We start from the raw sequence: 15,077 nt of genomic DNA, 5'->3' as shown, positions 1-15,077 counted from the left end.
CAACGTATCCGGCCGGCGCCACCGGCACCCGAGGTCCCCTGTTCCGACCCCCGCCCGCAATGCCGGCGGGGCGTCGTCGTTTTGAACGCCCCCTGCCGACATGCCTGACGCCACGCCCGCCTTTCCCTTCGTCAACCTGCCGCTGGTCAAGCCGGGGCTGCGCCACAGCGTGGCCGGCCTGCGCGGCTCGGCCGATGCGCTGGCGGTGGCCGCCTATGCGCGCCAGCACCGCGCGCGCGCGCCGATGCTGGCGGTGGTGTGCTCGCATGCGGTCGATGCGCAGCGCCTGGCCGAGGAAATCCCCTGGTTCGCGCCGGAACTGCGCGTGCGCCTGCTGCCCGACTGGGAAACCCTGCCCTACGACAGCTTCTCGCCGCACCAGGACCTGGTCTCCGAACGCCTGGCGACGCTGCACGACATCCAGACCGGCCAGTGCGACGTGATGCTGGTGCCCGCCACCACCGCGCTGTACCGGCTGGCGCCGCCGGCCTTCCTGGCCGCCTATACCTTCTTCTTCAAGCAGGGCGAGCGGCTCGACGAGGCCGCACTCAAGGCGCAGTTCACGCTGGCCGGCTACGAGCATGTCAGCGCGGTGATGCGGCCGGGCGAATACAGCGTGCGCGGCGGCCTGATCGACCTGTACCCGATGGGCTCGGCGCTGCCGTACCGCATCGATTTGTTCGGCGACGAGATCGAGACCATCCGCGCCTTCGATCCGGACACGCAGCGCAGCCTGTATCCGGTCAAGGAAGTGCGGCTGCTGCCCGGGCGCGAGTTCCCGCTCGACGAAGCCGCGCGCACCGCCTTCCGCGGCCGCTGGCGCGAGGTCTTCGAAGGCGACCCGACCAAGTCGCCGATCTACAAGGACGTCGGCAACGGCGTGCCGTCGGCCGGCATCGAGTATTACCTGCCGCTGTTCTTCGAGCACAGCGCCACCGTGTTCGACTACCTGCCCGCCGACACGCAGCTGGTATTCGCGGGCAACATCGACGAGGCCATCCGCCGCTTCTGGGCCGACACCACGCAGCGCTACAACTTCATGCGCCACGACCGCGAGCGCCCGCTGCTGCCGCCCGCGGACCTGTTCCTGTCGGAGGAGCAGTTCTTCGTCGCCGCCAAGCCGATGGCGCGGCTGGTGCTGCAGGGGGAAGCCGGCGCCGAGCAGCCGGCGTTCTCGGCGCTCCTGCCCGACGTCGCGGTCAATCGCCGCGCCGAAGACCCGCTGGTCAACCTGGAGTCGCTGCTGCTCGACAAGCAGACCCGCGTGCTGATGTGCGCCGACTCCGCCGGCCGGCGCGAGACGCTGCTGCAGCTGTTTGCCGAAAGCGGCCTGCGCCCGCATCCGGTCGACGACTTTGCCGCATTCCTCGCCGGCGACGCGCATTTCTCGATCGCGGTGGCGCCGCTGCAGAGCGGCTTCGCGCTGCCGCAGGCACGGCTGGCCTTCGTCACCGAAGCCGAGCTGTACGCCGGCACCGCGCGCCGCACCGGCCGTCGCAAGCAGGAGCAGGCCTCGGCCGTCGATTCGATGGTGCGCGACCTGGCCGAGCTGAAGATCGGCGATCCGGTGGTGCACAGCGAGCACGGAATCGGCCGCTACCAGGGCCTGGTGACGCTCGACATGGGCCAGGGCGACGAGGAATTCCTGCACCTGGACTACGACAAGGGCAGCAAGCTGTACGTGCCGGTGCACCAGCTGCACGTGATCTCACGCTACTCAGGCGCCGACCCGGATACCGCGCCGCTGCACCACCTGGGCTCGGGCCAGTGGGACAAGGCCAAGCGCAAGGCAGCGCAGCAGATCCGCGACACCGCCGCCGAACTGCTCAACCTGTACGCGCGCCGCGCCGCGCGCGAGGGCTTCGCCTTCCCGCTCTCGCCCAAGGACTACGAGACCTTCGCCGAGAGCTTCGGCTTCGAGGAAACGCCGGACCAGGCCGCCGCGATCGCCGCGGTGATCGCCGACATGACCTCGGGCAAGCCGATGGACCGGCTGGTGTGCGGCGATGTCGGCTTCGGCAAGACCGAGGTCGCGCTGCGCGCGGCCTTTGTCGCGGTGCTCGGCGGCAAGCAGGTGGCGATGCTGGCGCCGACCACGCTGCTGGCCGAGCAGCACTTCCAGACGCTGTCCGACCGCTTCGCCGAATGGCCGGTGCGCATCGTCGAGCTGTCGCGCTTCAAGACCAAGAAGGAGATCGACGCGGCCATCAAGCAGATCAACGAGGGCAGCGTCGACATCGTCATTGGCACCCACAAAATCCTGTCCGACCAGGTCCGGTTCCAGCGCCTGGGGCTGGTCATCATCGACGAGGAACACCGCTTCGGCGTGCGCCAGAAGGAAGCGCTGAAGTCGCTGCGCGCCGAGGTCGACATCCTGACCCTGACCGCCACGCCGATTCCGCGCACGCTGGGCATGGCGCTGGAAGGGCTGCGCGATTTCTCGGTGATCGCCACCGCGCCGCAGAAGCGGCTGGCGATCAAGACCTTCGTGCGGCGCGAGGAAGACGGTGTGATCCGCGAGGCCATCCTGCGCGAGCTCAAGCGCGGCGGGCAGGTCTACTTCCTGCACAACGAGGTCGAGACCATCGAGAACAAGCGCGCCAGGCTTGCCGAGCTGGTGCCCGAGGCGCGCATCGCGGTCGCGCACGGACAGATGCACGAGCGCGAGCTCGAACGCGTGATGCGCGACTTCGTCTCGCGCCGCGACAACATCCTGCTGTGCACCACCATTATCGAGACCGGCATCGACGTGCCGACCGCCAACACCATCCTGATCCACCGCGCCGACAAGTTCGGGCTGGCGCAGCTGCACCAGCTGCGCGGCCGCGTCGGGCGCTCGCACCATCAGGCCTATGCCTACCTGCTGGTGCATGACGTCGACGGCCTGACCAAGCAGGCGCAGCGCCGGCTCGAGGCGATCCAGCAGATGGAGGAACTGGGCTCGGGCTTCTACCTGGCCATGCACGACCTGGAAATCCGCGGCGCCGGCGAGGTGCTGGGCGACAAGCAGTCGGGCGAGATCCACGAGATCGGCTTCCAGCTCTACACGGACATGCTCAACCATGCAGTCAAGGCACTGAAGGCCGGCAAGGAGCCCGACCTGATGGCGCCGCTGGCCGCCACCACCGAGATCAACCTGGGCACGCCGGCGCTGCTGCCCAACGACTACTGCGCCGACGTGCACGAGCGCCTGTCGCTGTACAAGCGGCTGGCCAACTGCGAGACCCCGGAGCGGGTCGACGACATCCAGGAAGAGCTGGTCGACCGCTTCGGCCGCCTGCCGGCGCAGGCGCAGGCGCTGGTCGAGACCCACCGGCTGCGCATCGCCGCGGCGCCGCTGGGCGTGCGCAAGATCGACGCCGGCGAGGCCGCCATCAGCGTGCAGTTCGTGCCCAATCCGCCCATCGATGCGATGCGCATCATCGACCTGGTGCAGAAGAACCGCCATATCAAGCTGGCGGGACAGGACAAGCTGCGCATCGAGGCCAAGATGCCGGACGTGGCGGTGCGCGCGCAGACCATCAAGCATACGCTGCGGCAGCTGGCGTAGCGCCGATGCCGATCGTGCATGGACGCGGCGCGCGGCCGGGTGTAGCATCGATTCCTTAACACGTTAGTGATACCGCCCCCATGCCAGCCAAAGCTGCCCGAGCCGACTCCAGCCAGTCCGTCACCGAAACCGCAGCGCGCGGCAGCGCACTGGAATGGACCCAGCGGCTGGTGGCCTACGACACCACCAGCCGCAATTCGAACCTTGGCCTGATCGAGTCGGTGCGCGACCATTTCCTGGCCAAGGGGCTGAAGCCCCATCTGAGCTACAACCCGCAACGGGACAAGGCCAACCTGTTCGTCACCGTGCCCGCGGCCAACGGCGAGACCAACGGCGGCATCGTGCTGTCGGGCCACACCGACGTGGTGCCGGTGGACGGGCAGGCGTGGACCACCGACCCGTTCAAGCCGGTGGTGCGCGACGGCAAGCTGTACGGCCGCGGCACCTGCGACATGAAAGGCTTTATCGGCACCAGCCTGTCGCTGCTGCCGGCCATCCTCGACGCCAGGCTGCGCGAGCCGGTGCACTACGCGCTGTCGTTCGACGAAGAAATCGGCTGCATGGGCGCGCCCTACCTGCTGGCCGAACTGCGCGAGCGCGGCGTGACCCCCGGCGGCTGCATCGTCGGCGAACCCACCAGCATGCGCGTGATCGTTGCGCACAAGGGCATCAACGCCTACCGCTGCTGCGTGAAAGGCCAGGCCGCGCATTCGTCGCTGACGCCGCGCGGCGTCAATGCGATCGAATACGCGGCACGGCTGATCTGCTTCATCCGCGACATCGCCGACGAGTTCAAGGCCAACGGCCCCTACGACCAGGCCTTCGACGTGCCCTACACCACCGCGCAGACCGGCACCATCCAGGGCGGCATTGCGCTCAACACGATCCCGGCGCTGTGCGAGTTCGTGTTCGAGTTCCGCAACCTGCCCGGCGTCGATCCGGAAGCGATCTACGCGCGCATCCAGGCCTATGCCAGCGAGGTGCTGCTGCCGAAGATGCGCGCCGAACATGCCGACGCCGACCTGACGCTGAGCAAGATCGCCGCCGCGCCGTCGCTCGACGTGGCCGAGCAGGAAGCCATCACGCAGCTGGTACGCGCGCTGACCGCGGACCGCGACACCAGCAAGGTGGCCTACGGCACCGAGGCCGGGCTGTTCCAGCGCGCGGGCATTCCGGCGGTGGTGTGCGGCCCCGGCGATATCCAGCAGGCGCACAAGCCGGACGAGTTCGTTGCGCTGGAGCAGCTGGCTGCGTGCGAAAGGTTCTTGCATAAGGTGGTGGATAGCCTGCGGGTTACGGCCTGATCTGGGTCCGCGGCGGCTTTGTTGTCCGCACTGCGTCGATACGCTGGCCCTCACCCCAACCCTCTCGCGCAAGCGGGAGAGGGAGCACTGCCTCGGCGTTCGACAGTATCGTAGTCATCCCATCCCGCTTGTTTGCTCCCCTCTCCCGCCTGCGCGAGAGGGGCGGGGGTGAGGGCCGGCGCCCGCAGTACTCCAGCGCCCCACTCACCAAGCAGCCAACCACTCTGCCAGCATCAAACCAACAATAACGAAGGAGATCCTGCATGGCCGTCCGTTCCACCGCATCCCGTTCCACCGTCCGCTTTGCTTTCGCCAGCCTCGCACTCGCGGCCGGCCTGCTCTGCAACCCCGCGCCGGCGCAGACCACGCCTGCCCCGGCCGGCGCCGCCACCGACGCCCTCCACGCCCAGATCGAGACCCGCGCCAAGGCCGTGGAAAAGCAGCTGATCGCCTGGCGCCGCGATATCCACCAGCATCCGGAACTGGGCAACTACGAGACCCGCACCGCAAGGCTGGTGGCGGACCACCTGCGCAAGCTCGGCATGGAGGTCAAGACCGGCGTGGCCAAGACCGGCGTAGTGGGCGTGCTCAAGGGCGGCAAGCCCGGCCCGGTGGTGGCGCTGCGCGCCGACATGGACGCGCTGCCGGTGAAGGAGCGCGTCGACGTGCCGTTCGCGTCGAAGGCCAAGGGCCAGTACCTGGGCAAGGAAGTCGACGTGATGCACGCCTGCGGCCATGACACGCACGTCGCGATTCTCATGGCCACGGCAGAGGTGCTGGCCGGCATGAAGGACCAGCTGCCCGGCACCGTCAAGTTTATCTTCCAGCCGGCCGAGGAAAGCCCGGCCGACTTCGAGCCCAATGGCTCGAACATGTGGGGCGCAAAGCAGATGGTGGCCGAGGGCGTGCTGGACAATCCGAAGGTCGATGCCATCTTCGGCCTGCATGTGACCAGCGGCATCGAATCGGGCAAGCTGGGCTGGCGCAGCGGCGCCTCGATGGCGGCGGCGGACCAGTTCTGGATCGACGTCAAGGGCCGCCAGACCCACGGCGCGCGGCCGTGGGGCGGGATCGACCCGATCGTGGTGGCGTCGCAGATCGTGATGGGCCTGCAGACCATCCAGAGCCGCCAGGTCAATGCCATGCTGGAACCGTCGGTGATCACCGTCGGCACCTTCCACGGCGGCAACCGCATGAACATCGTGCCGGAGAAGGTCGAGATGATGGGCACCATCCGGACCTACGACGAAGGCATGAAGAAGGACATCCATGCCCGCATGAAGCGCACCACCGAGGCGATTGCGTCCAGCGCCGGGGCCGAGGCCAGTTTCCGCGTGGTCGAGCTGTACAACGCCACCATCAACCAGCCGGCGCTGACCGAGAAGATGGCGCCGACGCTGCAGCGCGTGGCCGGCGACGGCAACTGGATGATCACGCCCAAGGCCACCGCATCCGAGGATTTTTCGTTCTACCAGGAGAAGGTGCCGGGCCTGTTCTTCAACCTCGGCGTGACGCCCAGGGGGCAGGATGTGACCAAGGCGCCGTCGAACCACTCGCCCGAGTTCTATGTGGATGAGCCGGCGCTGATCAACGGCGTGCGCGCGCTGTCCAGCCTGACGGTCGACTACATGGTGATGGCGCAGCGCTGATTCGCCCGGGGGCGCCGCGGGGGGCTACAATAGCGCTTTTGCCGCGTAGCAGCCCCCGCCTTGCCGACGACCGCGGCAAGCGCCCGATTTTCGCCCGTCATGCCCCTGATCCTGCAGAGCCTCGCCCCGCTTGTCCCCGCCGACCTCGACACCGCCCGCACCCTGGCCCGCGCTTCCGCGCTGGTGCCGCGCAGCGACACCGTGGCGGTGGCCGAGGACTGCGCGCCGCTGACAGCGGCGCTGCGCGACGCGCTCGACGACTTCTGCGGCCCGCGCGCGATCGACTGGGCGGTGGTGCCGGCCGGGCGCAAGCTGTCCGACTTCCGCCTGGTGGCGATGGACATGGACTCGACCCTGATCACGATCGAGTGCATCGACGAGATCGCCGACTTCTGCGGCCTCAAGGCCGAGGTCTCCGCCATCACCGAAGCCGCCATGCGCGGCGAGATCACCGATTTCAACGAAAGCCTGCGCCGCCGCGTGGCGCTGCTCAAGGGGCTGGACGCCGCCGTGCTGGAGCGGGTCTACGCCGAGCGCCTGCGGCTGTCGCCGGGCGCCGAGCGCATGCTGGAGACGGTGCGGGCGCTGGGCCTGAAGACGCTGCTGGTATCGGGCGGCTTCGTGCACTTCACCGACCAGCTCAAGCCGCGCCTGCAGCTCGACTTCACCCGCGCCAACACGCTCGAGATCGTCGACGGCAAGCTGACCGGCAATGTCGTCGGCGAGATCGTCAACGCCGACGTCAAGGCCCGCACCGTGCAGGAAATCTGCGCGCAGATCGGCGCCACGCCCGACCAGGCCATCGTCATGGGCGACGGCTCGAACGACCTGAAGATGATGGCCGTGGCCGGACTGTCGGTGGCGTTCCGCGCCAAGCCGGTGGTACGCGCGCAGGCCAGCGTCGCATTCAACCACGTCGGGCTCGACGGCCTGCTGGCGCTGTTCCCGCACTGATCCCCGCCAGGCGCCTCGCCTCCTGAAGCGTCCGCCGCGCGCGGACGCTGCTCGCGCGCCGTCGCCGCGCGTGCCTTTCCGGGTGCACTGAAATCCTCGCCGGGGCGCGCACCCTCGACGTGGCGCTTGCGCACACAAATGCGAATCATTATTATTAATGTTTCGCTGATCTGACATTGCCCCATGCAAGTTCTGGCCGTCCTTCTTGGCCTGGCTGCGGCCGCGTGCCTGTACCTGGCCGCGCCGAACCAGGTGTTGCTGCCGCGCGGCACCCTCTCCCGTCCGCGGCTGGCCGGCTGGCTGGGGCTGGCGCTGACTTGCGCCAGCACCTGGCTGTGGAGCCTGACCGACGGCTGGCCGGTCGCTATTGCCGCGAGCCTGGTCACGGTGCCGTGCGCGTTGTCGGTGTGGCCGTTCATCGGCACCTATGCCGCGCGCGGGCGCCACGGCGAACGGGAGCAGCGGGCATGAGCGCGGACGCATCCGGCATGGGCAGCAAGTGGCTGGCCGGCACGCTGCTCGGCCTGCCGCTGGCGCTGGTGCTGTGCACGCTGGCGATCCTTGCCCTGCCGGGCGGCTGGCAATCCGGCATCGTCGCGGCGGTGGCGGCCTGCCTGCCGCTGTGGGTCGCGATCATCAGCGCCAGCCTGCTGTTCCGTTCCAGCCGCAGCGCGTGGCTGTGGCTGGGCGGTGCCAACCTGCTCGGCTTCGGCGCGCTGTGGGCGCTGCGACTGGCCGGCCTGGCGCCGGCCGCACTGGCCGCCGTGCCCACCACCTGAGACCGCCATCATGAAAACCGCAACCCTGCGCCTGTACCAGACGCTGCATACCTGGGTCGGCCTGATGGCCGGCTGGGCCCTGTTTATCGCCTTCTTTGCCGGCGCCATCACCGTCTTCCACCACGAACTGCATGTCTGGCAGTCGCCGGCGCGGCTCAAGGGCAGCGCGCCGGTCGAGGCCAGCGCCGACCCGGCCGCGGTCGACCGCTTCATGCAGAAGCTGGTCGCGATCCACCCGGAAGCCGCGGCCAGTGCCTACGTGATCATACCGTCGGAGGGCGAGCCCAATATCTCGGCCTACTGGCAGGACCAGGCCGGCGCGTGGCAGATGACCACCGACGCGCGCCTGGCCGGCAACGCCGCGATGCAGCGCGACACCTCGCGCGACCACGTCATGGGCGAGTTGTCGGCGTTCCTGAACAGCCTGCACTATTCGCTCGGCATCCCGGTCGGCGGCATCTATTTCATGGGCGCGATCTCGGTACTGTACGGGCTGGCGCTGGTGTCCGGCGTGCTGCTGCACCTGCCGCGGCTGAAAAAGGACCTGTTCGCGGTGCGTCCGGGGCGCAACCTCAAGCGTTTCTGGATGGACACCCACAATGTGCTGGGCCTGTTCAGCCTGCCCTTCCACCTGGTCTTTGCCGTCACCGGCGCGCTGTTCTGCCTGTCGCTGGTGCTGATGATGGTGTTCAACACGCTCACCTTCAACGGCCGCCTGTTCGAGGCGGTGCCGACCGCCACCACCGCGGTGCCGGAAGTTGCCGCCGCGGGGCGCGCGGTGCCGACGCTGCCCACCGCGACGCTGATGCAGATCGCGCGCGCGCACGGCGGCGAGCGCTTCACGCCGGAATCATTCCGCTTCCAGCGCTACGGCGACGCCAACGCCGTGGTCGAAGTGCGCGGCACCAGCACGCGCGCGCTCGGCAACCTGGGCTCGGTCGGCATCCACGCCGCCAGCGGCGCAGCCAACGCCGGCCAGCTGACGGCCAACCAGACCGCGGGCGCGCGCGACAGCAACCACGGGCTCTACAGCGCGCTGTACGCGCTGCATTTCGGTACCTTCGGCGAACTGCCGGTGCGGCTGGTCTACCTGCTGGCCGGGCTGGCCGGCGCCTTCCTGTTCTATTCGGGCAACCTGCTGTGGATCGAGTCGCGGCGCAAGCTGCGCCAGGCCGGGCAGCCGCGCGCGCACCGCCTGCTGGCGCAGGCCACCGTGGGCGTGTGCATCGGCTGCTGCATCGGCGTGGCGCTGTGCTTTCCCGCGGCGCTGCTGTGGCCCGAGCGCGCCGTCAGCCAGACCTATTTCACCGCGTTCGGCCTGGCCTGCGCCTGGGCGCTGCTGCGCGCGCCCGTGCGCGCCGCGGTGGAGCTGCTCTGCGCCGCAGCGCTGGCCGCGCTGACGGTGCCGCTGTCGAACGCGATCCTGACCGGCGACCACCTGCTGCACAGCATTCCCAGCGGGCACTGGATCATCGCCGGCTTCGACCTCGGCGCGATTGCGCTGGCGGCGGGCTTTGCCGCGCTCGCCCGCGCCACCGCTCGCCGCGCCCGCGGCGGGCCGGCGGAGTCGGTCTGGGCCATGCCGCGCACCGCGTTGGCCGAAGCGGCGGCCAGCCCCGCCGCCGGCGCCAAGGCGCTGTCGGGCACCGAGACGCGCTGACGCGCAGCGCCGGCACCATTAAAAACGGACGCCACGGCGTCCGTTCTTGTTCTCGTGGCTGCCCTACACTACCTCAGGTCAACCACAGCGAGCCCGACCATCATGGAACCGACCTTCCACCAGTTTTCAGAACTTTTCGACCAGCTTGGCCTGGCCTCCGACGAAGCCAGCATCCGTGCCTTCATCGGCAAGCACGCGCCGCTGCCCGAGACCCTCGAGCTGGCCGAAGCCCCGTTCTGGACGCCGGCCCAGTCCGCCCTGCTGCGCGACGAGCTGCTCGACGACGCCGACTGGGCCGAAGTCGTCGACCAGCTCAACCTGGCGCTGAGACAGCCGGCCTGACCTGGCCGCCCGCTTACGCGGACAACGTGGCCTCGATCGCCTGGCGCAGGTCGGCGATCAGGTCGCGCGTGTCTTCCAGGCCGATATAGAGCCGCACCAGCTCGCCGGTATCCTGCCAGCCTGCCGGCGGCCAGGTGCCCGCCGGGCGCATGCCCTGGACGTGGTACGGCACCGCCAGGCTGTGCGCGCCGCCCCACGACCAGCCGATGGCGAACAGCTGCAAGGCCTCGACGAAGGCATCGACCTGCTGGCGCGTAAAGCGCTCGCGCAGCACGATGGCGAACAGCCCGCTGGCGCCGGTGAATTCGCGCCGCCAGTTGGCATGGCCGGGGCAGTCCGGCAGCGCGGGATGCAGCACGCGCGCCACCTCCGGCCGCTGGCGCAGCCATTCGGCCACCTCGCGCGCGCCGCGGTCATGGGCAGCCAGCCGCACCGGCAGGCTCGGCAGCGCGCGCAGTACCAGGTGGCAGTCGTCGGCGGACACGCCCCAGCCCATCAGCATGCGGGCGCGCTTGAGCCGGCCGTGCAGGCCATCGTCGCAGCTCAGCACCGCGCCCATCAGCACGTCGCTGCCGCCGGACTGGTACTTGGTCAGCGCCTGCACCGAGATGTCGATGCCCAGCTCGAACGGGCGGAAGTAGACGCCGGCCGACCAGGTATTGTCGATCGCGGTCAGCACGCCACGCGCGCGCGCCGCGGCGACGATGGCGCCGCAGTCGGGCACCTCCATCGTCACCGAGCCCGGCGACTCCATCCAGATCAGGCGCGTATTGGGCTGGATCAGCGCGGGCAGCGCGGCGGCGTCCATGGGATCGTAGTAGCGCACGGTCACGCCGAAGTCGCGCGCCAGCCACTCGCCGTGGTCGCGGTTGGGGCCGTAGACGTTATGCGGCACCAGCACGTCGTCGCCGCTCTTGAGCAGCGCGAAGTACACCAGCGAGATCGCCGCCAGGCCCGACGGCTGCAGCAGCGCGTGGCGCGCGCCCTCGAGCAGCGCCAGGTGCTGGCACAGCGCCTCGCTGGTCGGCGTGGCATGCAGGCCGTAGCGCCAGTAAGTGGTGGCCCCGTCGCCATGCGCGCGCAGTTCGGCGAGGTTGCGGAACACCACGGTCGAGCCGCGATGCGTGGCCGGGGAAAACGAGGCAAAGCCGGGGGCGATGTCCAGCTCGGGCTGGACCGCGACGGTCTGCAGGTAACGGGATGCGGGCTTGTCGGATGAGGAATCGGACACGGCGGTTTCCTTGCTGGCTGCCGCCCGGTCGCTTGACACGGCCAGTGCGGCGGAGTGCGTCAGTGTGCGTCAGTGTGCGTCGGCGTGCGTCGGCGTGCGTCGGCGCGGCACGGTCAGGCATGAGACGCGATGAGCCTCCGAGCTTACCAGCAAATGCCGCGCGCGCCACCGGGATGGTTCGGCGCGTGGTGCCGGAAATGGCCTACCAGCCGGAAATCGACGACTTCGGCGGCGGCGGCGCGTAGGTGACGCCGCTGTTGGGCGTCATGTCGAACGGGGGAATCACCAGCAGGCCCAGCGGGCGGATAAAAAACGGCAACACGATGGCCGGATTGAAGGCGTCGGTCCAGGTGCCGCGCACGGCGCCGCCGGCGTCGATGGTGCCTTCCCAGTTGCCCGACACCCGGGTGCCGTCGTCGGACTCCTCCATCAGGAAGGCGCCGTCCTCCCACTCGCCGGCCAGCAGGCGCACCCCGGCGCCACGGCCGCTGTACTCGCCGCGCACGCTGTCGCGCTCGTCCGGCTTGGGGCCCAGGCGCAGGCGCACCGGCTGGTCGCCGACCTTGCCGACATAGACCGGCAGCGATGAATATTCGGGGCGCGGCGCCAGCGGCCTGGGCGCGCCGGTCGACAGCGCCGTGCCGCGCCTGGCCTCGCCATCGCGGATGGCCTGGTTGATGCCCAGGCTTTCGCCGCCAGGCGCGGCCGCCCCGACCGGCCCGCTCGACAATTCGGTCGCCGGTGCGGCCTGCGCCGTGCCCGCCAGGGCGAGCACGGCGGCCAGCGCCGGGATGGACGTTTTCAGCGGCACGCGGCGCAAGGCTAAGCTCAGATCCGCTCGAAGATGGCGGCAATGCCCTGCCCGCCGCCGATGCACATCGTCACCAGCGCGTAGCGGCCCTGCACGCGGTTCAGCTCATGCAGCGCCTTCACCGTGATCAGCGCGCCGGTGGCGCCGATGGGGTGGCCCAGCGAGATGCCCGAGCCATTCGGGTTGACCTTGGCCGGATCCAGGCCCAGGGCCTTGGTCACGGCGCAGGCCTGCGCGGCAAAGGCCTCGTTGGCTTCGATCACGTCCAGGTCCGAGACCTGGAGGCCGGCGCGTTCCAGCGCGATCTTCGTCGCCGGCACCGGGCCGATGCCCATGGTCTTGGGATCGACGCCGGCATGGCCGTACGACACCAGGCGCGCCAGCGGCTTCAGGCCGCGGCGCTCGGCCTCGGCGCGCTCCATCATCACCACCGCGGCGGCGGCGTCGTTCAGGCCCGAGGCATTGCCGGCGGTGACGCTGCCGTTTTCCTTGACGAAGACCGGCTTGAGCTTGGTCATGTCGTCCATGGTGGCGTCATGCCGCACATGCTCGTCGGTGTCGAAGGTAACCTCGCCCTTGCGGCCCTTGGTCACCACGGGGACGATCTGGTCCTTGAAGTAGCCTGCCTTGATCGCGGCCGAAGCGCGGCGGTGCGATTCCAGCGCGGCTTCGTCCTGCTGCGCGCGCGAGATGTCGTATTCCTTGGCGACATTCTCCGCGGTCACGCCCATGTGGATGCGGTGGAACGGGTCGTGCAGCGCGCCCAGCATCATGTCGACCAGGCCGGCATCGCCCATGCGCGCGCCCCAGCGTGCCGCCGGCGCCAGGTACGGGGCGCGGCTCATGCTTTCGGCACCGCCGCCGATGGCGACGTCGGCATCGCCCAGCAGGATGGTTTGCGCGGCGCTGACGATGGCCTGCAGGCCCGAGCCGCACAGGCGGTTCACGGTCAGCGCCGGCGCGTTGATCGAGACCCCGCCGTTGACCGCCGCCACGCGGCCCAGGTACATATCGCGCGGCTCGGTCTGGATCACGTTGCCGAACACCACATGGCCGACATCGTCGCCGGACACCTGCGCCCGGGCCAGCGCCTCGCGCACGACCAGCGCGCCCAGTTCTGCCGGCGCCACATCCTTCAGGCTGCCGCCAAAGGTCCCGATTGCGGTACGGACACCGCTCACCACTACGACTTCACGCGTCATGACTGTCTCCAAGGGGGGTATGTTGCACCGCACAGTATAGCCGCGGCCGCGCGGAAACGAACGACCGTACTTTTACCTAATCGCCACCGCGCCGGCCTCGTCCGGCAGGACTAGCTCAGACCTCGCCCCACAGGTCGTGGCCATCGGCACCCGTAATCCTGACTTCGACGAACTCGCCCGCGCGGTAGCGCTGCGAGGTACGCTGCGGCGGCGCGATATAGACCAGGCCATCGATTTCCGGCGCATCCGCCGACGAACGGCCGATGCCGCCATCCTGGTTGACCTCGTCGACCAGCACGCGCAGGGTCTGGCCGACCTTGCGCTGCAGCCGGCGCGAGGACACTTCCTCGGCCACTTCCATGAAGCGGGCGCGGCGCTCCTCGCGCACCTCGTCGGGCAGTGCGCCCGGCAGGTCGTTGGCCGTGGCGCCTTCCACCGGCGAGTACGCAAAGCAGCCGACGCGGTCGAGTTCGGCCTCGGCGACAAAGTCCAGCAGCGTCTGGAACTCGGCCTCGGTTTCGCCCGGGAAGCCGGCGATAAAGGTGCTGCGGATGGTCAGCTCGGGGCAGATCTCGCGCCAGGCGCGGATGCGGTCCATGGTCTTCTCGGCGTTGGCCGGGCGCTTCATGCGCTTGAGCACGTCCGGGTGGGCGTGCTGCAGCGGCACGTCCAGGTACGGCAGTACGTGGCCGTTGTTCATCAGCGGGATGATCTCGTCGACGTGCGGGTACGGGTACACGTAGTGCAGGCGCACCCAGGCACCGTACTGCGCGGCCAGCTCGCCCAGCGCCGCGACCAGTTCGGTCATGCGGGTCTTGAGCGGGCGGCCGTTCCAGAAGCCGGTGCGGTACTTGACGTCGACGCCGTAGGCGCTGGTGTCCTGCGAGATCACCAGCAGTTCCTTGACCCCGGCCTTGAACAGGTTTTCGGCCTCCAGCATGACTTCGGCCACCGGGCGCGAGACCAGGTCGCCGCGCATCGACGGGATGATGCAGAACGAGCAGCGGTGGTTGCAGCCCTCGGAGATCTTCAGGTAGGCGTAGTGCTTGGGCGTGAGCTTGATGCCGGCGGCCGGCACCAGGTCGGTAAACGGGTCATGCGGCTTGGGCAGGTGCGTGTGCACCGCCTGCATCACCTCGCCCAGCGCGTGCGGGCCGGTCACGGCCAGCACCTTGGGATGCACCGACGACACGATGTCGTGGCCCGCCGCGTCCTTCTTCGCGCCCAGGCAGCCGGTGACGATGACCTTGCCGTTCTCGGTCAGCGCTTCACCGATCGCGTCCAGGCTTTCCTGCACCGCCTCGTCGATAAAGCCGCAAGTGTTGACCACGACCAGGTCGGCGCCGTCATAGGTGCCGCTGATGGCATAGCCCTCGGCGCGCAGCTGGGTGATGATCTGCTCGGAGTCGACCAGCGCTTTCGGGCAGCCCAGGGAAACGAATCCCACACGCGGACTATGGTCTTTCTGGTTCGTTGCTTCTGAGGGGTTTTTCACGTTGGAATCCGAATGTGGGGCAAGGCGCGCCGGCCAGACCGTCGGTCACGGAGACAAGGCCGCCAGGCGCGAAACAGGCAATCGCGCATTTTAACCGTTT

General features: G+C 69.2%; 12 protein-coding genes. 8 read left to right on the top strand and 4 right to left on the bottom strand.

The features are described 5' to 3' along the window. Window positions 1–100: 100 nt before the first annotated feature. The 8 genes from mfd (at window position 101) to CBM2586_RS06750 (ending at window position 10,238) form a co-directional block, all read left to right on the top strand. A complete protein-coding gene (mfd, locus tag CBM2586_RS06785; protein WP_115687084.1) occupies window positions 101–3,550 on the top strand; it encodes a transcription-repair coupling factor in 3,450 nt (1,149 codons plus the stop codon). A gap of 80 nt (window positions 3,551–3,630) precedes the next feature. Beyond that, entirely contained in the window at window positions 3,631–4,854 is a 1,224-nt protein-coding gene (gene argE / locus CBM2586_RS06780) for an acetylornithine deacetylase (protein ID WP_115687082.1), read from the top strand. A gap of 263 nt (window positions 4,855–5,117) precedes the next feature. Beyond that, window positions 5,118–6,503, top strand: a complete 1,386-nt coding sequence (locus CBM2586_RS06775; RefSeq protein ID WP_115687081.1) for an amidohydrolase — start codon at window positions 5,118–5,120, stop codon at window positions 6,501–6,503. Window positions 6,504–6,602: 99 nt separating this feature from the next. Next, window positions 6,603–7,457, top strand: coding sequence for a phosphoserine phosphatase SerB (gene serB / locus CBM2586_RS06770; protein WP_115662304.1), 855 nt, complete (start codon window positions 6,603–6,605; stop codon window positions 7,455–7,457). A 183-nt stretch (window positions 7,458–7,640) separates the two neighbouring features. Continuing rightward, window positions 7,641–7,928, top strand: a complete 288-nt coding sequence (locus CBM2586_RS06765; protein ID WP_115662305.1) for a hypothetical protein — start codon at window positions 7,641–7,643, stop codon at window positions 7,926–7,928. Further along, window positions 7,925–8,236: a hypothetical protein gene (locus CBM2586_RS06760; protein ID WP_115662306.1), complete on the top strand. Its 312-nt coding sequence runs from the start codon at window positions 7,925–7,927 to the stop codon at window positions 8,234–8,236. Before CBM2586_RS06765 ends, CBM2586_RS06760 begins: the two co-directional genes overlap by 4 nt. Before the next feature lie 10 nt (window positions 8,237–8,246). Continuing rightward, window positions 8,247–9,896, top strand: coding sequence for a PepSY-associated TM helix domain-containing protein (locus tag CBM2586_RS06755; protein WP_115662307.1), 1,650 nt, complete (start codon window positions 8,247–8,249; stop codon window positions 9,894–9,896). Between the two features lie 102 nt (window positions 9,897–9,998). Then, a complete protein-coding gene (locus CBM2586_RS06750) occupies window positions 9,999–10,238 on the top strand; it encodes a DUF2789 domain-containing protein (protein WP_115662308.1) in 240 nt (79 codons plus the stop codon). Between the two features lie 13 nt (window positions 10,239–10,251). Here the strand turns inward: CBM2586_RS06750 and CBM2586_RS06745 are convergent, their stop codons facing one another. From CBM2586_RS06745 to rimO, 4 genes are all read right to left on the bottom strand, one after another. Then, the gene (locus CBM2586_RS06745) at window positions 10,252–11,469 is read right to left on the bottom strand and encodes a cystathionine beta-lyase (RefSeq protein ID WP_115687080.1); all 1,218 of its coding nucleotides are present in this window, start codon (window positions 11,467–11,469) and stop codon (window positions 10,252–10,254) included. A gap of 202 nt (window positions 11,470–11,671) precedes the next feature. Further along, window positions 11,672–12,280 carry a hypothetical protein gene (locus tag CBM2586_RS06740; protein ID WP_240987894.1) on the bottom strand — a complete coding sequence of 203 codons (609 nt, stop codon included), beginning with the start codon at window positions 12,278–12,280 and terminating at the stop codon, window positions 11,672–11,674. Between the two features lie 17 nt (window positions 12,281–12,297). Beyond that, window positions 12,298–13,482, bottom strand: coding sequence for a beta-ketothiolase BktB (gene bktB, locus CBM2586_RS06735; protein WP_115662311.1), 1,185 nt, complete (start codon window positions 13,480–13,482; stop codon window positions 12,298–12,300). Between the two features lie 115 nt (window positions 13,483–13,597). Beyond that, a complete protein-coding gene (rimO, locus tag CBM2586_RS06730; RefSeq protein WP_115662312.1) occupies window positions 13,598–14,977 on the bottom strand; it encodes a 30S ribosomal protein S12 methylthiotransferase RimO in 1,380 nt (459 codons plus the stop codon). Window positions 14,978–15,077: the final 100 nt, after the last annotated feature.

It is taken from the genome of Cupriavidus taiwanensis (assembly GCF_900250115.1).
Classification (GTDB): domain Bacteria; phylum Pseudomonadota; class Gammaproteobacteria; order Burkholderiales; family Burkholderiaceae; genus Cupriavidus; species Cupriavidus taiwanensis_B.
Note: the sequence above shows the minus strand (reverse complement) of the source record. Positions and strands in the feature narration are given on the sequence as shown.